Annotated in this window: 13 protein-coding genes; 4 read left to right on the top strand and 9 right to left on the bottom strand. The window is 71.4% G+C overall.

Annotated elements, in window-relative coordinates; genetic code table 11:
- Positions 1-48 precede the first annotated feature (48 nt).
- Genes ACTMTI_RS08095 through ACTMTI_RS08085 form a run of 3 tightly spaced genes read right to left on the bottom strand, consistent with a single transcriptional unit; the run spans position 49 to position 3,241 of the window.
- Positions 49-900: a carbohydrate ABC transporter permease gene (locus tag ACTMTI_RS08095; RefSeq protein ID WP_441119220.1), complete on the bottom strand. Its 852-nt coding sequence runs from the start codon at positions 898-900 to the stop codon at positions 49-51.
- A complete protein-coding gene (locus ACTMTI_RS08090; protein WP_441119219.1) occupies positions 897-1,910 on the bottom strand; it encodes a carbohydrate ABC transporter permease in 1,014 nt (337 codons plus the stop codon). The genes ACTMTI_RS08095 and ACTMTI_RS08090 overlap by 4 nt, the downstream gene beginning before the upstream one ends.
- Before the next feature lie 2 nt (positions 1,911-1,912).
- Complete coding sequence (locus ACTMTI_RS08085; protein WP_441119218.1) at positions 1,913-3,241, bottom strand: extracellular solute-binding protein; 1,329 nt, start codon at positions 3,239-3,241, stop codon at positions 1,913-1,915.
- A gap of 166 nt (positions 3,242-3,407) precedes the next feature.
- Between ACTMTI_RS08085 and ACTMTI_RS08080 the strand changes: the two genes are divergently transcribed.
- From ACTMTI_RS08080 to ACTMTI_RS08070, 3 genes are all read left to right on the top strand, one after another.
- A complete protein-coding gene (locus tag ACTMTI_RS08080) occupies positions 3,408-4,565 on the top strand; it encodes an ROK family transcriptional regulator (RefSeq protein WP_441119217.1) in 1,158 nt (385 codons plus the stop codon).
- 12 nt (positions 4,566-4,577) lie between these two features.
- Positions 4,578-5,228 (top strand): M15 family metallopeptidase, encoded by a 651-nt coding sequence (locus ACTMTI_RS08075; protein ID WP_441119216.1) that lies wholly within the window; start codon positions 4,578-4,580, stop codon positions 5,226-5,228.
- Between the two features lie 138 nt (positions 5,229-5,366).
- The gene (locus tag ACTMTI_RS08070) at positions 5,367-6,452 is read left to right on the top strand and encodes a carboxylate-amine ligase (RefSeq protein WP_441119215.1); all 1,086 of its coding nucleotides are present in this window, start codon (positions 5,367-5,369) and stop codon (positions 6,450-6,452) included.
- Positions 6,453-6,482: 30 nt separating this feature from the next.
- Here ACTMTI_RS08070 and ACTMTI_RS08065 read toward each other — a convergent pair whose 3' ends face one another.
- The 6 genes from ACTMTI_RS08065 to ACTMTI_RS08040 all read right to left on the bottom strand — a co-directional run bounded on the left by ACTMTI_RS08065 (position 6,483) and on the right by ACTMTI_RS08040 (position 17,205).
- Complete coding sequence (locus tag ACTMTI_RS08065; protein WP_441119537.1) at positions 6,483-8,318, bottom strand: gamma-glutamyltransferase family protein; 1,836 nt, start codon at positions 8,316-8,318, stop codon at positions 6,483-6,485.
- A 131-nt stretch (positions 8,319-8,449) separates the two neighbouring features.
- Entirely contained in the window at positions 8,450-9,232 is a 783-nt protein-coding gene (locus ACTMTI_RS08060; protein ID WP_441119213.1) for a hypothetical protein, read from the bottom strand.
- 42 nt (positions 9,233-9,274) lie between these two features.
- Positions 9,275-11,017 (bottom strand): hypothetical protein, encoded by a 1,743-nt coding sequence (locus ACTMTI_RS08055; protein WP_441119211.1) that lies wholly within the window; start codon positions 11,015-11,017, stop codon positions 9,275-9,277.
- Positions 11,008-11,757 (bottom strand): ABC transporter ATP-binding protein, encoded by a 750-nt coding sequence (locus tag ACTMTI_RS08050; protein WP_441119209.1) that lies wholly within the window; start codon positions 11,755-11,757, stop codon positions 11,008-11,010. The genes ACTMTI_RS08055 and ACTMTI_RS08050 overlap by 10 nt, the downstream gene beginning before the upstream one ends.
- Positions 11,754-12,362 carry a TetR/AcrR family transcriptional regulator gene (locus ACTMTI_RS08045; RefSeq protein WP_441119207.1) on the bottom strand — a complete coding sequence of 203 codons (609 nt, stop codon included), beginning with the start codon at positions 12,360-12,362 and terminating at the stop codon, positions 11,754-11,756. The genes ACTMTI_RS08050 and ACTMTI_RS08045 overlap by 4 nt, the downstream gene beginning before the upstream one ends.
- Before the next feature lie 118 nt (positions 12,363-12,480).
- Positions 12,481-17,205 (bottom strand): ATP-dependent helicase, encoded by a 4,725-nt coding sequence (locus ACTMTI_RS08040; RefSeq protein WP_441119206.1) that lies wholly within the window; start codon positions 17,203-17,205, stop codon positions 12,481-12,483.
- Positions 17,206-17,295: 90 nt separating this feature from the next.
- On the opposite strand from ACTMTI_RS08040, the gene ACTMTI_RS08035 reads away from it, so the two are divergent.
- Entirely contained in the window at positions 17,296-17,784 is a 489-nt protein-coding gene (locus ACTMTI_RS08035; protein WP_441119204.1) for a VOC family protein, read from the top strand.

Below are 17,784 nucleotides of genomic sequence, written 5' to 3'. Positions count from 1 at the left end.
GGTACGGTCCCGCGAGGGGCCGTACCGGACCGAGCGAAAGTGGGAAGGTCAGCCCTTCACGGCCCCGGCCACCAGGCCGGCCACCATGCGGCGCTGCACCAGCAGGAAGAAGGCGATGACCGGCAGGGTCATCAGCGTCGAGGTCGCCATGATGGCGCCCCAGTCGGTGCCGCGCTGCCCGAAGAAGAACTGCAGGGCAACCGGCATGGTGTAGCCCGAGGTGTCCTTCATCAGGATGAGCGCGAAGATCAAGTCGTTCCACGCGGTGATGAACGAGAAGATGCTCGTCGCCACCAGGCCCGGCGCCACCAGCGGGAACAGCACCTTCCAGAAGGTGGTGAACCGGCTCGCGCCGTCGATCCACGCCGCCTCCTCCAGCGACTTGGGCACCGCGGCGACGAACGTGCGCAGCATCCAGATGCCGAACGGCAGCGTGAGGCCGACCTGGATCACGATCAGGCCGAGCAACTCGTTGTAGAGCCCCAGCCGCTGGACGTTCAGGAACAACGGGATCAGCAGCGCCTCGGTCGGGATCATCTGCACGATGAGCAGCATGATCAGGAAGCTCGTGCGCCCCTTGAACCGGAAACGCGCCACCGCGGTCGCCGCGAGCAGCGCGAACGCCGACCCGATGAGCACGGTGCCGAGCGCCACGATCGCGCTGTTGCGCATGTAGACCCAGATCGAGTTGCCCGCCACGCCGTCCGTGAGCACCTTGTCGACGTGCTCGAAGGTGAAGTGGGTGGGGAACGGGATGAAGTCGGTGGTGAAGATCTGGTCGTTGGCCTTGAACGAGGTCGAGACCATCCAGTAGACGGGGAAGACCGCGAAGAGGAAGACCAGGACCCCGGCCGTGTTCAGCGCGATCGTGTTGAGCCGCTTACGGGCCAGGGGGGTCATGTGAGGTCCTCCTGCTTGACCATCTGCCGGGTGTAGAAGGCGGTGACGATGAGCAGGATGATCGTCAGCACCACCGCGATCGCCGCGCCCGTGCCCATCTTGGGCGGCGCCTTGAAGGCCTCGGCGAAGGAGAAGAGCGACAGGTTGAACGCCTCGCGGTTGGTCGGCCCGTTCAGCAGCACGTACAGCTGGCTGAGCACCTTGAAGTCCCAGATGATCGACAGAATCGTCAGTACGGCGAAGATGGGCTTCAGCAGCGGGAAGGTGATCTTCCTGAACGTGCGCCACGGGGTGGAGCCGTCCACCCTGGCCGCCTCGTACAGCTCGGCGGGGATGCCCCGCAGGCCGGCCAGCACCGATACCGCGACGAACGGGAACGAGGCCCAGACCACGGTCAGGATGAGCACCACGTAGACGGACCACGCGTCGTTGAGCCACGGCTGGCCGGTCCAGTCCGCCCTGCCGAAGATCGCGGTCGAGAGCCCGTCCGGGAGCAGATTGAGCGCCCAGTTGATGATGCCCGCCTCGGCGTCGAACAGCCAGCGCCAGATGGTGCCCTGCGCCACCGGCGGGACCGCCCACGCCGACATGATGCCGATGATGACGAAGGCGGACATCCGCTTGCTCAGCCGGTTGAGCAGCGCGCCGACGGCGGTGCCCAGGATCAGCGTGAGGGCCACGGTGACGGCCGCGAAGACGACCGTGTTGCGGAGTGAGGACCAGAAGATGTCGTTGCCGAAGAGCCTGGTGTAGTTGTCCAGCCCCACCCACTCAGGCTCCGCGCGGCCGCGGATCACCCGGAGGTTGACGTTCTGGAAGGAGATGATCACCATCTGGATCATCGGGTAGAGCAGCAGCCCCAGGATGACCAGGATCCCCGGCACGAGCAGGACGTACGGGATCGCCCACGAGGGCAGGCCGCGGCCCCGCGCGGGCTTGCCGGAACTTTGGCGCCGCCCGGGGGCGGAGGTGTTGCCTCCGCCCCTGGCGAGCGTTGACGTGTTCGCCATGGTCAGGACTGGTTCAGGATGTCTTCGAGTTCCTTGTTCGCCTTGGCGAGCGCCTCGTCGACCGTGGCCTTGCCCTCGATGACCGAGCGGGCCGCGTTCTGCATGACCGCCTTGGTCTCGTTGGCCTCCGTCCACTGCGGGTCGGCCGGGAACGCCTTGGCCTTGGCGAAGGCCGCGGCGAACGGCGCCTGCACCGGGTCCTTGGCCAGCTCCGCGAGCGTGTCGGGGTAGACGGGCAGCAGGCCGCCGTCCGTCGCGTAGCGGTCGGCCCACTTCTTGCTGGTGGCCAGCTTCACGAACTCGGTCGCGAGCTCCTTGTTCTTGGCGTCGTTCCAGACGGTGATGTCGTTGCCGCCGAAGAACGCGGGGGTCTCACCGCCGCTCTTGGCCGGGAGCGGGAAGAAGGCCATCTGGTCCTCCTTCACCTTGCCCTTGCTCTCCTCCTTGATGGTGGCGATGTCCCACGACGCGGTGAGGTACATGCCGACCTTGCCGTTGGAGAAGCGGGTACGGATGTCGGTGGTGTTCTGCGTGAGGCGCGACTTGCTGGACGCGCCCGAGGTCACGATGCCGGTGTAGGTCTCGAAGCCGGCCTTGAAGGAGGGGTCGGTGAGCTTGCCGATCCACTTGTCGCCCTCCTTGACGGCGTACTCGCCGCCTTCGGACCAGGCCAGCGCGCCGAGCAGGTGGTTGGCGTCGGAACCGCCGTTGAAGGCGAAGCCGTCGACGTCCTTGCCCTTCCCGTCCTGGATCTTCTTGGCCGCGGCCAGGAGCTCGTCCCACGACTTCGGGACCTCGATCTTGAGATCTTCGAACCAGTCCTTGCGGTACATGACCGCGCGGGTGCCCGCGCCCCACGGCATGGCGTAGACCTCGCCGTCGATGGTCTCCAGGCCGAAGAGGTTCTTCGGGATCTGCGCCTGCTCGCCGCTGCCGGCGATCGAGGTGACCGGCGCGAGGGCGTCCTGGCTCTGCCAGAGCGGCACCTGGTCGTTGCCGATCTCCGTCACGTCGGGGCCCTCGCCGCCCGCGGCGGCGGCCGTGAACTTGTCGTTGACCTGCGGCCACGGGATCCACTGCACGTTGGCCTGGGCACCGGTCTGGGTCTTGAACTCGGCGGCGAGGTCGTCCATGTACTTCTGGGACGGCTCGTTGGGGTCGCCGAGGCGCCAGACGGTGATGCTCTGTCCCGCGAACTTGGGACCGGAGGCGGAGGCTGAGGCTGAGGTCTCGGATTGAGGCGTGGCGGGCTCGTTGGAGCCGCATGCGGCCAGGCCCAGGGCCAGGGCGGCCGTGGTGACCGTAGTGGCCGTGATCTTCGCGATCCTCACTAGGGTTCTCCCTTCCCGGCTAATCACGTCGGGTCTGCGCTCATCGGGTGCTGAGCCTGTGGTCCGCACCTGGCTGATCGTCAGTTGTCGAATGGTGCTAAACTAACAAGAAACTTTCTTAAAAGAAACCGGCGTTAGCGTTTCGTTGCGAGAGGGGAGAGGCCCTGTGACACGGAATCCCGGCGTGCCACGGCTGCTGCGCCGCCTGAACGACCGAGCGGCCCTGGAACTCCTCCTCGACGAAGGTCCGCTCACCCGCGCTGAGCTGGGCGAACGTACCGGCCTCTCCAAGGTGACCGCGGGCCAGCTGCTGTCCAGGCTGGAGGAGCGGGGGCTGGTGGAGGTCGCCGGAGAGCGGGCCGGCGGACGCGGTCCCAACGCCGCGCTCTACGGCGTGGTGCCCTCCAGCGCGCACGTCGCAGGGCTGGACGTCCTGCCCGACGCCATCACCGTCGGCGTGGCGGACATCACAGGCAGGACCGTGGTCGAGGTCGTGGTCAACCCGACCGACGGCGACCCGGTCGCCACCGTGCACGACGCCGTGCGGCGGGCCTGCGAGTCGGCCAGGATCACGATGTCTCAGCTGCGTTCCTTCGTCATCGGCACCCGGGGCATGGTCGATCCGGGCACCGGTGACGTGCGTTTCTCGTACGACCTCCCGGCCTGGCACCTCGGCGTGCTGGCGAGCCTGCGCGCGGCCCTCGGCGCCTCGGTGACCATCGAGAACGACGTCAACCTCGTCGCCCTGGCCGAGCACCGCTACGGCGCCGCCGTGGGCCTGGACGACTTCGTGGTCGTCTGGGCGGACGTCGGCCAGGGCCTGGGCGTCATGCTCGACGGCCGGCTGCACCGCGGCAGCACTGGAGGCGCGGGCGAGATCGGCTGGCTGCCGGTGCCGGGAGCGCCGCTGCCCGCCGACGTCACCCAGCCGCAGTCGGGCTCCTACCAGCGGCTGGTGGGTCAGGCCGCGCTGCACGGGCTGGCCAGGGGCCACGGCATGAGCGCGCGGTCGGGCGCCGACCTGGTCCGCTCCGCCGTGGCCGACGGCCGCTCCGGCTTCCTCGACGAGGTCGCCGCGCGCCTGGCCGTCGGCGTCGCGGCCGTCACCGTCGTGCTGGACCCCGAGCTGATCGTGCTGGCCGGCGACATCGGCCGGGCCGGCGGGCAGGAGCTGGCCGCCCGGGTCGAGGAGGCGGTGGCGCGGGTCTGCCCGACCCGGCCCAGCGTGGTCGTCACGGGCGTCACCGGGAATCCCGTGCTGCGCGGCGCTCTGGTCGCGGCTTTGGAGCAGGCCCGAGAGCAGGTTTTCTCCGACACTGTGTGAGAATTTCTGCCCATGTGGCATCCCCCAGACGGCATCGTGCTGATCTCCGACCCCCGCGTGACCGCCATCCCCGTCCGCGACAATGGGGAGCCGCTGGCCGAGGTGCGGGGACGGCTGCGACTCGACGACCGGATGGCCGACCCGGCGGGTGCGTACGGCCGCCTGCGCGCCGGCCTGCTCGACCGGCTCGAACGGGCTGAGGCGGAGCTGCCCGCCGGATTCCACCTGCTGATCGTCGAGGGCCACCGGTCCATCGCGAGCCAGCGCGAGATCTTCGACGGCTACCTGGCCGAGCTCGCCACGCGTTTCCCCGCCATGGCGCCCGCCGAGTTGCACGCCGCCGCCAGCCGTTACGTCTCGCCCGTGGAGGTCGCCCCGCACACCGCGGGCGCGGCCGTGGACCTCACGCTCTGCGCCCCCGACGGGACCGAGTACGACATGGGCACCGCGATCAACGACACCCCTGAGCAGAGCGGCGGCCGGTGCTACACCGCCGCGCCGGCGATCTCGGCGGATGCCCGCAGGCACCGCAAGATCCTGGCGGCCGCCCTGGAATCGGCGGGGCTGGTCAACTACCCCACGGAATGGTGGCACTGGTCCTACGGCGACCGCTATTGGGCGCTGATGACCGGCTCGCGCCACGCGCTCTACGGCCCGGCCTAAGGCGGCCTGCCGGCGCGCGCACGGTGGGCAAGCCGTGGGAGGCCGTCGAAGGGCCGCGCCGTCCCGGGTTTTCCCGAGGGCGCGGTGCGGGCACAACCTCATGCGGTGGGTTTATCGCTCCCCCAGCGAGGTGCAGGCATGGTTCCGCTGATCGGGATCGAAGAGGAATACCTCGTCGTCGATCCCCGCACCCGCCACGTGGCACCCCGAGCGGCCGACGTCCTGGCCGCGGTGACCGATGTGCTGGACGTGGTGCACGAAATCACCAGATTCCAGGTGGAGGCCCGTACGCCGCCCTCCGCCGACCTCTGCGAGCTGGGCTCGCAGCTGCGTACCGTGCGCAAGGAGGTGGCCAGGGCCGCGCGCTCGTGCGGGCTGGCGGTCGTCGCGAGCGGCATCCCCGTCCTGGGGGACGTCGCATCGCCGCCGCTCACCGACGAGACCCGTTACCTGCGGGGCAGAATCCGGTACCGCGCGCTGCAGGACGAGATCACCATCTGCGCCCTGCACGTGCACGTGGACGTGCCGGATCCGGAGTACGCCGTTTACGTCGGCAACCACCTGCGGCCCTGGCTGCCGATGCTGATCGCGCTGGCCGCCAACTCGCCGTTCTTCGCAGGCCGCGACACCGGGTACGCGTCCTGGCGCGTGATCAGCTGGGGTCGCTGGCCGGTCTCTGGCGCCCCACCGTACTTCTCGTCGTTCGAGGACTACGAGCTGGCGCTGCGGGCGCTGGCGGAGTCGGGCGCGTTGCTCGATCCCAAGACGGTTTACTGGGACACCCGCCCGTCGCCCAGCCTGCCCACCGTGGAGGTACGCGCCGCCGACGTGCCGCTCGACGTGATCGACAGCCTCACCCTGATCGGCCTGGTCCGCGGCCTGGTGGTGACCGCGCTGGCCGCGATCGGGCGGGGCGACAAGGGGCTGCCCGTCCCGTCGGAGGTGGTACGGGCCGCGTACTGGCGTGCGGCCCGGGACGGGCTGCTGGGCGACAGCCTGGACATGCGCAACGGCGCGCTCGTGCCCGCGCCGGTGCTGGCCGGGCGGCTGCTCGAGCACGTACGCCCGGCGCTGGCCGAGGCGGGTGACCTGGCCTTCGTCGAGGAGGGCCTGGACCGGCTGCTGCGCAACGGCTCCGGGGCGATGCGCCAGCGACGGGTCCACGCCAAGGGCAACGACCTGGCCGACGTGGTGGACGATCTCATCGAGGCCACAGTGGCCTAGCGGGGTCAACTGGTGCGGGCGGCGCCGGCGTCATCGGCCGACGGCGTAGCCCTGGGCGCCACGCGGGTTGGCGGCGGCCTTGAGGAAGCCGCCGTCGCGGGCGACCGCGCTGAGCCTGCCGAGCGTCCACGGGCCCTGGGCCGCGACCTCGTGGCCGCGCCGCCGGAGTTCGGCCAGCACCCCCGGATCCACGCGGTCCTCGACGCACAGGACGCCGGGACGGGAGCCGCGCGGGAAGAACGAGCTGGGGAAGTGCTCGGAGTGGAACATGGGGGCGTCGATGGCCTCCTGCAGGTTCAGCCCGCCGTGGACGACGGCGAGGAAGAAGTTCAGGCTCCACTGGTCCTGCTGGTCGCCGCCCGGGGTGCCGAACGCCAGCCACGGCCGCCCGTCCCTGAGCGCGAACGACGGCGACAGCGTGGTACGCGGCCGCACCCCCGGACGCAGCGACGCGGGCAGCCCCTCCTGCAGCCAGCACATCTGCGCCCGCGTCCCCAGGCAGAAGCCCAGCTCGGGGATGGTGGGCGAGCTCTGCAGCCAGCCGCCGCTGGGGGTGGCGGACACCATGTTGCCGAAGCGGTCCACGACGTCGACATGGCAGGTGTCGCCCCGGACCGACCCGTCGGGGGAGACCACCTGCTCGCCGGCGGCTGTCCACCTGCCGGCCGCCACGCCGTCCGCGCTTACCGTCGGCTCGCCGGCACCCTGTGGCGAGCGTGCCCCTGACACGCCGGCCGTCGGCTCACCGAGACCCTGCGGGGAGCGCGCCCCCGGCGCGCTGGGCGCGGGAAGGTCAGGCAGCCTGGGCAGGCGGCCGCCCGGAGCGCCGGGCCGCAGCTCGAAGCTCGCCTCGATGCCGACCAGCCGCCGCCGTTCGGCGCTGTACGTCGCGCTCAGCAGGTCGGACATCGGCACGTCGGCGTCGCCGTACCAGGCCTCGCGGTCGGCGAAGGCCAGCTTGGCGACCTCCGTCACCGTATGGACGTAGTCGGCGCTGAGAAAGCCCATCGCGTCCAGGTCGAACCCGTCCAGCAACGCGAGCTGCTGCAGGAACACCGGCCCCTGCCCCCACGGCCCCGTCTTGCACACGGTGTGCCCGCGGTAGTCGAAGGTCACGGGCTCCTCGACGGACGCCGACCAGCCCGCCAGGTCGTCGCCGCTGAGCAGCCCGCCGTGCACCTCGCCGGAGCTGTCCCGCCACGCCGTCTTGGCGCTGAATTCGGCGATCGCCTCCGCGACGAAGCCCTCGTACCAGGCCTTGCGGGCGGCGGCGAGCTGTCCTTCGCGGCTGCCGGAGGCCGACTCGGCCGCGGCGACCAGCTGCCGGTAGGTGGCCGCCAGCACCGGGTTGGCCAGCTTCGACCCGGGCGCGGGCACCTGTCCGCCGGGCAGCCAGGTCGCCGCCGACGTGGGCCATTCATCGGTGAACAATCCTTCGACCGACTCGATCGTGGCCGCGATCCGCTCCAGGACCGGCACCCCCTGCTCGGCGTAGTGGATCGCGGGCGCCAGCACGTCGGCGAGCCGCCAGGTGCCCCAGCGCTCCAGCAGCAGCATCCACCCGCCGAACGCCCCCGGCACGGTGGCCGCCAGGAGCCCCGTGCCGGGCACGATGTCCAGGCCCAGCTCCGTGAAGCGCGCGATGGTGGCCGCGGCCGGCGTGACGCCCTGCCCGCACACCACCGACACCCGCTGCTCGTCCTCGCTCCATAGCAGGATCGGCACCTCGCCGCCGGGGCCGTTCAGGTGCGGCTCGGCGACCTGCAGCACGAATCCGGCGGCCACCGCCGCGTCGAAGGCGTTCCCGCCGCGTTCCAGCACGCTCATGCCGGTGGCCGAGGCCAGCCAATGCGTGCTGGCGACCATGCCGAAGTCGCCCTTCAGCTCGGGCCTGGTGGTGAACAACAGCTCTCCTTCTGTCGAATCGCGGCCGCGTCGGCGGATCCCGGCTCGACCGTGCCCGACGTGGGCTCGGTCAACCGCGGCACGCACCGCGCTCAAACTTTCCCACGCGGATACCAGTCGGCCTCGGTCGCCTCCCGGCTGACCTCCCACATGCGGTCGAACTCCGTCTTGAAGTGCTCGTACCAGTAGTGGTCGCGGCGGGGCGTGAGGGTGAAGACCGGGTCGCGGCCCGTCGCACTGTGCATGCCGAGCTCGACGTGGACAACGCCGTCGTCATCGTCGGGATCCAGCAGGATCACCCCGAACGCCGGGACGAACGGCAGGAACCGCACCTCGATGGACCCCTCCAGATCCCGCAGGAGGTAGATCGTGGACATGACCCGGTGCTCGAAGACGTCGGAGTGGTCGGGGATCGTGCTCCTCCTCGCGGCCTCCTCCGGCACCGTGCCCTTCGGGTCGATCAGCAACACCTTGACCGACGCCCCGCGCCCCAGGCTCTTTCGCAGGTCGTCGACGTGGGCGCGGACCGTACGGCTCAGCGTCACCCCGGCGAAGCGGATGTCGTCGGCCCGTGCGACGCGCTCGTCGAGCCCCTTCCTCACGGTGGTCAGGAAGGGGTCGCCGGCCAGTTTCGCCTCCACCAGGCGATTGAGGTCGGCGACCCGCGACTCCAGGTCGGCCACCTGGTGCCTGGGGCCGAGCGCGTTCACGGCCACCAGGGCCAGCGTGGCCAGCGTGGCGGCGCTCACGACCTCCGGTTTCACGACGCTGAAAACGCCGAGCACGCCCACCACCAGCGCGATGAGCGCCGTCAGATAGATCTCGAGGTTTTTGCCGGTGCTGAGATCGGCACGTAAGCGCTTCAGAGGCCGCATGTGCTCAATCTTCGTCGGCCGCGCCGACCGGCGGAAGCCGTTTCACTCCTTGATCGCGGCGCGCCTCTTCGCCCGGTACGGGAGCCACAGGCCCACGCCGTACATGGCCAGGCCGATGAGCATCATGCCGATCGCGACCGGCCAGCGCAGCCCCGGCGGCATGTAGGTGGCCAGGAACCACGAATGCCGGAGCTGTCCGTCCGCCACGAAGATCCCGGCCAGGATCCCCTGCGGCACCAGCGGGATCGCGCCCAGCGACAGGCACGTCATCGCGATCGTCCGCTGAGCCTTCGGCATGTCGGGGAACTTGAACGACGCGCCGGCGCCGCTCTCGGGCCGCCGTCCGGTGCGCATCATGTGCAGCAGCTCCGGCCCCCGCGCGGCCAGCCGCCGCTCGGCCAGCAGGCCCAGGCCCCAGTAGCACAGCGCGCCGGTCGCCAGCCCCGCCGCCACGCCCCACCAGCCGGCCACGGCCGCCACCGCGACGGCCGGCGCGCCGCTGAGCACCACCAGGAACATCATCAGGTACGCCAGCCCGGTCAGCGCCCCGTCGTCCTCGCTGGTCCGAAGCGGGTTGCCGCCGCGCCGCTGCGGATCGGTGCCGGGCACCAGCGCGTACACGGAGATCAGCGGCACCAGCCCGGCCCCTCCGCCCAGCACCGCGAACGTGGCCGCCAGGATCATCGGCCACGGCCCGCCCGTGATCGCGGTGCAGCAGACCGCCAGCGCCAGCGCGACCGGGCCCACGGTCACCAGCCAGGCCCGCTGCCTGCCGCGCAGGTCCGACGACTCCGGCGCCATCAGCGACAGCCAGAGGGCGGTGCCGTCGGTGCCGTACAGGTTCGAGGTCATCGCGGCCACCATCACGATGAAGATCGGCGCCGCCCACGGCAGCATGCCCGTCCAGCCCAGCACGAGCGGCGCGCCCGCGAAGAACACCCCGTAGGCCAGCGCGAACGTGAGCTGGTGGGTGCGTACCAGGTCGCGCGACCACGTACGCAGCTCCTTGGCCACCACCGCCTGCTGAGCCGTGGCCGCGCGCATCGGCCGGCGCCCGCGCGTCGAGGGCCGGTTCGCGCCCGCCCGCCGCGCCAGCAGCGCCGCCCACGCCCCCAGCAGCAACGCGATCAGCACCGTCAATGCGGCCAGCGCCAGGTAGTTCCCCCGCACGGCGAGCAGCCCCCACCCCGACGGCAGGTACCGCACGAACGCGGGGATCTGCCCGCCCTGCCCGAACGCCACCGCGAACACCCAGGCCTGGCCCAGGAATGCCAGCACCATGCCGTTGACCAGCCCGGCGCCGATCGCCCCGGCCCGTGAGCGCAGCGCGATGCCCAGCACCGCCACGGCCACCTTCGACAGCAGCACGAACACGGCCAGCTGCAGCACCATGGCCGGCAGCGCCACGAGCGCGTTCCCCGGCGGGGCGGCGGCCACGAGCCCCGACAGGGCGATCAGGCTGATCACCGGCGCCACACCCACGAACGCCGACATCAGCAGCCCCGCTGCCAGCCGATGCGTGGGCAGCCCCACCATCGAGAAGAACTCCGGGCGCAGCGTCTCGTCGCCGCCGCCGGAGAAGACCGGGCCGATGATCCAGCCGAGCATCCACACGGCGTACGCGGCCGCCAGCCAGTCGCCCTCCAGGAAGGCCAGGTAGATCGTGCCCGCCGCGAGCACGAGGCCGAGCGCGCCGCCGGTCGCCATCATGCTGCCGCGCTGCCCCTTGGTGGAGTGGCGCAGGATGGCGATCTTCATCTTGACCAGGGTGAGCGCTACAGCCACGACAGCCCCTTGGCACCGGTGGAGACCGCGCCGACCAGCTCCACGAACCTGTCCTCCAGGGTCGCCGCGCCGCGCACCTCGGCGAGCGGGCCGGCCGCCGCCACCCGACCCTTGTCGATCACCGCCACGTGGTCGCAGAGCTGCTCGACCAGCGCCATCACGTGGCTGGACAGCACGATGGAGCCACCGCCCGCCACGAAGCCCCGCAGGATCATCTTGATCGTCGCCGCCGACACCGGATCCACCGCCTCGAACGGCTCGTCCAGGACCAGCAGCTTGGGCGCGTGCAGCAGCGCCGTGGCCAGGCCCATCTTCTTGCGCATGCCGGTGGAGTAATCGATCACCAGCGTCTTCTCCGCCGCGTCCAGCTCCAGCACCGACAGCAGCTCCTCGGCCCGCTCGGCCACCACGTCCTTGCTCAACCCGCGCAGCAGGCCGAGGTAGGTGAGCACCTCACGGCCGGTGAGCCGCTCCGGCATGGCCAGCCCGTCAGGCAGCACGCCGACCAGCCGCTTGGCGTGCGCCGGGTCCGTCCACACGTCCGCGCCGAAGATCTGCGCCGTGCCGCCGTCGGGTCTGAGCAGGCCGACCGCCATGGACAGCGTGGTCGTCTTGCCCGCGCCGTTCTGGCCGACGAGCCCGTAGAACGATCCCTGGGGGACGGTGAGATCCACGTGGTCCACGGCGACGTTCTCGCCGAACGTCTTGCTCAGACCCTTGATCTCTAAAGCGGCGGTCATGGCTGGTCTCTCCTGGTCGCGAGGGTGAAGGTGGTGACGAATTCGCGGGCGAGCACGTCGAGGTCGAAGTCGGGATCGGTGATGAGGCGTGCGGGGACGGCGTCGATCGCGCCGCGGATGGCGACGGCCATGCTGCGCTTGTCGAAGTCGCGGAACTCGCCGGTCCGCCGGCCCCAGTCCAGAACCTTCTCCAGGTCGGTGATGGCGGCCTCGGCCTGCGCGGCGTACGGGCCGGGGTCGCCCTCCTCCCTGGTGGCGTGCGTGATGATCTCCACCAGGGCCAGGAGCGGCTGGCGGTGGAGCCGCATGAACTCCAGGTTGCTCTCGATGTAGGCGCGCAGGCCCTCGCTCGCGGTGGCCTGGGCCAGGATGCGCGGCACCATCATGTCGGTGGCCAGCCTGGCCACCTCCGCGACGACCGCCTGGATGAGCTGGTCCTTGCCGCCGAAGTGGTAGGAGATCACGCCGGTGCTGATCCCCGCCTGCTTGGCGATCCTGGCCATGGTGGTGTGGGCGTAACCCTGGGTGGCCAGCACCTGGATGGCGCACTCGATGATCTGTGCGCGGCGTGCCTGCTCGATGAACGTCGGACTTTCTGACGGCACGTTCAGAATCTTAAACGGTCGTTCAAACGGGTGGAAGCCCGTATCGCGGCCCTTCCCTCGTGTTTCCGGCCGGCTCGCTCGCCCTGACCGTCCGTCGGCGAGCGAGCCGGGGGGACGGTCAGGCGCGTAGCCGGAGCCCGCGCGGCGTCGGGTGGAAGCCGGCCGTCTCCAAGGCCGCCGCCAGTGGTGACTCGACGATGGAGGCGCCGTCGGCGCGCTCCACGGTCAGCTTGCCGAGCGCTCCGTCGCGTACGGCGAGGGCCAGCGCGTCCACGGCCGGCTGCAGCCGCTCGCCGTCGGTGAACGACAGCAGCGTCTTGCCGCCCCGTTCGACGTAGAGCACCAGGTGGCCGTCCACCAGCACGACCAGCGACCCGGCCTTCCTGCCCGGTTTGTGGCCGACGTCGCCGGGGCGCTGCGGCCAGGCGAGCGCGGCGCCGTACGGGCTGGCCGGATCGGCGGCCGCCAGCACCACGGCCCGCCGCCCCGACCTGCCCGGCTGCCCGCCGAACCCCCCACCGCCGGCCCCGTGCCCCTGACCAAAGGTCCCGCCGCCGCCCTCGGGCCCGAAAGCGCCACTCCCGCGCCCCTGACTGAAAGCCCCAGGTGCGCTGAACGCGCCAGGCCTGCCGGAGGGCTCGAACGGTGGTGCGTCAGGTCCGCCGCCTGCCCGGGCCGAGGCCTCGTCGCCGCCCGTCGGCGCGATGCTGGGCGCCATGGCGCGCATCCGGTCCACCGCACCCGGCAGCGCGAACTGCGCGCCCCCCAGACCCTCGACGAAGTAGCCCCGGCGGCAACGCCCGCTCTCCTCGTAGGCCCGCAGAACCTGATAAATGGGCGTAAATCCCCCGGGAAGCCGCTCCGACGTCACCGACCCCCGCGTCACCACCCCGTGCCGTTCCAGCAGGACCTCGGCCTGCGCCTGCGCCCGCTGGGTGGCGTCGGCGGCCGGCGAGGGCAGCAACCACCACCGCCCGCCCACTGTCGGCGGCCCGCTCCTGCTCGGCAGCACCGCCCGCCGCCGCCGCGTCGTCGCGGGCCGATGCGCGGGACGCCCGGTGCCGAGCGTGGCCCGTAGAGGCGCCAGCGTGTCCCCGGACACCCGCCCCGACCACACCAGGTCCCACAGCGCCGACACCAGCGTCTGGTCGTCCAGCGACCCCAGCTGATCGGAGATCCCGCGGAAGAACAGCGCACCACCGCCGCCCAGCAACTCCAGCACGCGCTCATGGACCGCTGTCATCGTGATCTCGGGGGGCTCGGGCAGCAGCAGCGGCGCCGTGTCGGCGAAGTAGAGAGACACCCAGCCGTCGCCGCCGGGCAACGCCCCCTGACCGGCCCACATCACCTCCCCCGACGAGGTCAGCTCGTCGAGCAGCGCCGGATGGTAGCCCGGCACCCGCGAGGGCAGCACGAGGGTCTCCAGCGCGGACGCGGGCACGGCGGCGCCTTGGAGCTGCTCGATGGAGCGAACCAGCGCGTCCATGGCCCGGGCCGCCCCAGCACCGCCGCGAGACCCTTCGCCAGGCCCCGTGGAGCCGGCTCCCGAGGTGCCGGTGATGCCGTGCCAGGCAGGCAGGAACAGGGCCAGCGTCTCGGGCGCGACCGGCTCGACCTCTTTCCGCAGCCGGGCCAGCGACCTGCGGCGCAGCATCCGCAGCACCCCGGCGTCGCACCACTCCTCGCCCCGCCCGCCGGGCCGGAACTCCCCGCTGACGACCCGCCCGGACGCGGCCAGCCGCCGCAGGGCGTCCGTCACCACGGCCACGCCGAGCCCGAACCGGGCGGCGGCCGTAGCGGCATGGAAGGGACCGCGGGTGCGGGCGTGCCGGGCCACCAGGTCGGCCAGCGGGTCGGCCACCGGCTCCAGGAACACGTGCGGCACCCCCACCGGCAGCGGCGCGCCGAGCGCGTCACGCATCCGCGCCGCGTCCTCGATCGCGGCCCACTGCTCCTCGCCCGCGATGCGTACTCTGATGGCCCGCCGCGTCCGCTCCAGCTCCTCCAGCCAGGCCGGGTCGCCGCCGCGCACGCTCACGTCGGGCGCCAGCAGCGGCCCGTGCGAGCGCAGCAGGTCGGCGAGGTCCTCCAGGTCGCGCAGCGGCCGATCGAGCCTGGCCAGCTCCCGCTCGCTGTCGGAGATCACGTCGGGATCGAGCAGCTCGCGCAGGTCGGCCTGGCCGAGCAGCTCCGCCAGCAGCGTCGTGTCCAGCGCCAGGGCCTGGGCCCGCCGCTCGGCCAGCGGCGCGTCGCCTTCGTACATGAACGCGCCGACATAGTGGAACAGCAGCGACACCGCGAACGGCGAGGCCTGCGAGGTCTCCACCTCCACCAGTCGCACGCGGCGCGCGGCGATGTCCCGCATGAGCCGCACCAGCCCCGGCACGTCGAAGACGTCCTGCAGGCACTCGCGCATGGTCTCCAGCACGATCGGGAACGAGGCGTACTGCGAAGCCACCCCCAGCAGGTGGGCGGCCCGCTGCCGCTGCTGCCACAGCGGGCTGCGCCGGCCCGGCACGCGGCGCGGCAGCAGCAGCGCCCGCCCCGCGCACTCCCGGAACCGGGCGGCGAACATCGCCGACCCGCCCAGCTCCTCGGTCACGATCTGCTCGATCTCCTCGGCGTCGAACGCCGCCACGTCGGTGGGCGGCTCGGCGAGCGTGTCGGGGATGCGCAGCACGATGCCGTCGTCGGAGTGGACGGCCTGAACGTCGACGCCGTAGCGCTCGCGCAGCCGCCGGTTGATCGCCAGCGCCCACGGGGCGTGCACCCGCGCGCCGTAGGGGGAGTGGATCACCACGCGCCAGTCGCCGAGCTCGTCGTGGAAGCGCTCGACCAGCAGGGTGCGGTCATCGGGGACGTAGCCGGTGGCCTCGCGCTGCTCGCCGAGGTAGGCCAGCAGGTTGCCCGCGGCGTATTCGTCCAGCCCGGCCGCCCGCATCCGGTCCGTCGAGCCCTCTTTGGCCTGCTCGCGCAGGAACTCGCCGATCGCCCGGCCCAGCTCGGCCGGCCGCCCCGGCGTGTCGCCGTGCCAGAACGGCAGCTTGCCCGGCTGTCCCGGCGCGGGCGAGACGAGCACCCGGTCGGCGGTGATGTCCTCGATGCGCCACGACGTCGCCCCCAGCACGAAGACGTCGCCCACCCGTGACTCGTAGACCATCTCCTCGTCCAGCTCGCCCACCCTGGAGGCGCGCTCGCCCACCAGGAACACGCCGAACAGGCCGCGGTCGGGGATGGTGCCGCCGTTGGTCACCGCCAGCCGCTGCGCGCCGGGACGCCCCTGGAGCGTGCCCGTGACGCGGTCCCACACGATCCGCGGCCGCAGCTCGGCGAACTCCTCGCTCGGGTAGCGCCCGGCCAGCATGTCGAGCGTCGCCTCCAGCGCGCTGCGCGGCAGCGTGGCGTAGGGGGCGGCGCGCTTGACCACGGACTCCAGCTCGTCGACCGTCCACTCGTCCAGCGCGGTCATCGCCACGATCTGCTGGGCCAGCACATCGAGCGGATTGCGCGGATAGCGCAGCTCCTCGATCTGGCCGCTCTTCATCCGCTCGGCCACCACGGTCGTCTGCACCAGATCGCCCCGGTATTTGGGGAAGATCACACCCTTGGACACCGCGCCGACCTGGTGTCCCGCCCGGCCGATGCGCTGCAGGCCGCTGGCCACGCTCGGCGGCGCCTCCACGCACGCGACCAGGTCGACCGCGCCCATGTCGATGCCCAGCTCCAGGCTGGAGGTGGCGACCACGGCAGGCAGCCGGCCCGACTTGAGCGCCTCCTCGATCTGCGCCCGCTCCTCTTTGGAGACCGAGCCGTGGTGAGCGCGTACGATCTCCGTCACGACACCCTTGCTCGCCCCCGCCTGCGCCATCATCTCGGCGGGCGTCCGCCCAGGCGGCCCTGTCTCCCAGATCGACAGGTCGACGGTCTCCGTGCCCTGCTCGCGTTCGTAGGCCAGCTCGTTGAGCCGCGTGCACAGCCGCTCGGCCAGCCTCCTGGAGTTGGCGAACACGATGGTCGAGCTGTGCGCCCCGATCAGATCGAACAGCCGCTCCTCGACATGCGGCCAGATCGACCTGTTGGCAGGCTGCTCCTCACCCTGGAGCGGGCCCGCGTCCATCTCGGTCATGTCCTCGACCGGGACCACGACCTCGACCTCGATCCGCTTGTCCGACGGCGGCTGCACCACGGCGGCAGGCCGCGCCCCGCCCAGGAACGCCGCCACCTCACTCACCGGCCGCACGGTCGCCGACAGCCCGATCCGCTGCGCGGGCCGCTCCAGCAGCGCGTCGAGCCGCTCCAGGCTGAGCGCCAGATGGGCGCCGCGCTTGGTGCCCGCGACCGCGTGCACCTCGTCCACGATCACCGTCTCGACCCCGCTCAAGGCCTCCCGCGCCTGGCTGGTGAGTAGCAGGAACAGCGACTCGGGCGTGGTGATCAGGATGTCGGACGGCTTGGCCGCGAACCGCCTGCGGTCCTCCGCGGGCGTGTCGCCGGAGCGGATCGCCACCGAGATCTCCGGCACCGCCAGCCCGAGCCGCCGCGCCGTCTGCTTGAGCCCGGCCAGCGGGGCGCGCAGGTTGCGCTCCACGTCGACGGCCAGCGCCTTCAGCGGCGACACGTAGACCACCCGCGTGCCCTTGCGCTCGGGCGGCTCGGCCGCCAGCCGGTCGAGGGACCACAGGAACGCCGCCAGCGTCTTGCCCGACCCGGTGGGCGCGACGACCAGCGTGTTGTCGCCACGCGAGATCGACTTCCAAGCCCCCTCCTGGGCGGACGTGGGGGCTTGGAAGGCTCCGGCGAACCATTGCCTGGTCACCTGGCTGAACTGGGCTAGCGAGCTCACCTGCCCATACTGCCTCGCGCCACCGACAGAAAACGCATTGTCCCGGCGGGGGGTGGATTGAGGCGGGGTCCTGGCGGACATGAAGCGACCGTGACCATTGATTACGCGGCCGCCGAAGCCCGCCGTGCGGAACTCAGGCGGCGTTACGTCTTAGCGCACCGTCCATCGAGCAGCGCCCGGGGCCTGCACCACATAGCTCTGCTGTCGTCGGACGTGGAGCGCACCATCAAGTTCTACCAGGATCTCCTGGAGTTCCCGCTCACGGAGATCATCGAGAACCGTGATTACAAGGGGTCGAACCACTTCTTCTTCGACATCGGCAACGGCAACCTGCTCGCGTTCTTCGACTTCCCCGGGCTCGACCTGGGCCCGTACCAGGAAGTGCTGGGCGGGCTGCACCACATCGCGATCTCCGTCGACCCCGCCACCTGGGAACGGCTGCGCGGGAAGCTGGAGATGGCCGGCGTGCCGCACCAGATAGAAAGCGGCGCCTCCATCTACTTCAAGGACCCCGACGGCGCCCGGCTGGAGCTGCTCGCCGACCATCTCGGTGAGATGTACGGCTCGCGCGTGTTGTGA

Source organism: Nonomuraea sp. H19 (assembly GCF_052068215.1).
In the GTDB taxonomy this organism is placed as follows: domain Bacteria; phylum Actinomycetota; class Actinomycetes; order Streptosporangiales; family Streptosporangiaceae; genus Nonomuraea.
Note: the sequence above shows the minus strand (reverse complement) of the source record. Positions and strands in the feature narration are given on the sequence as shown.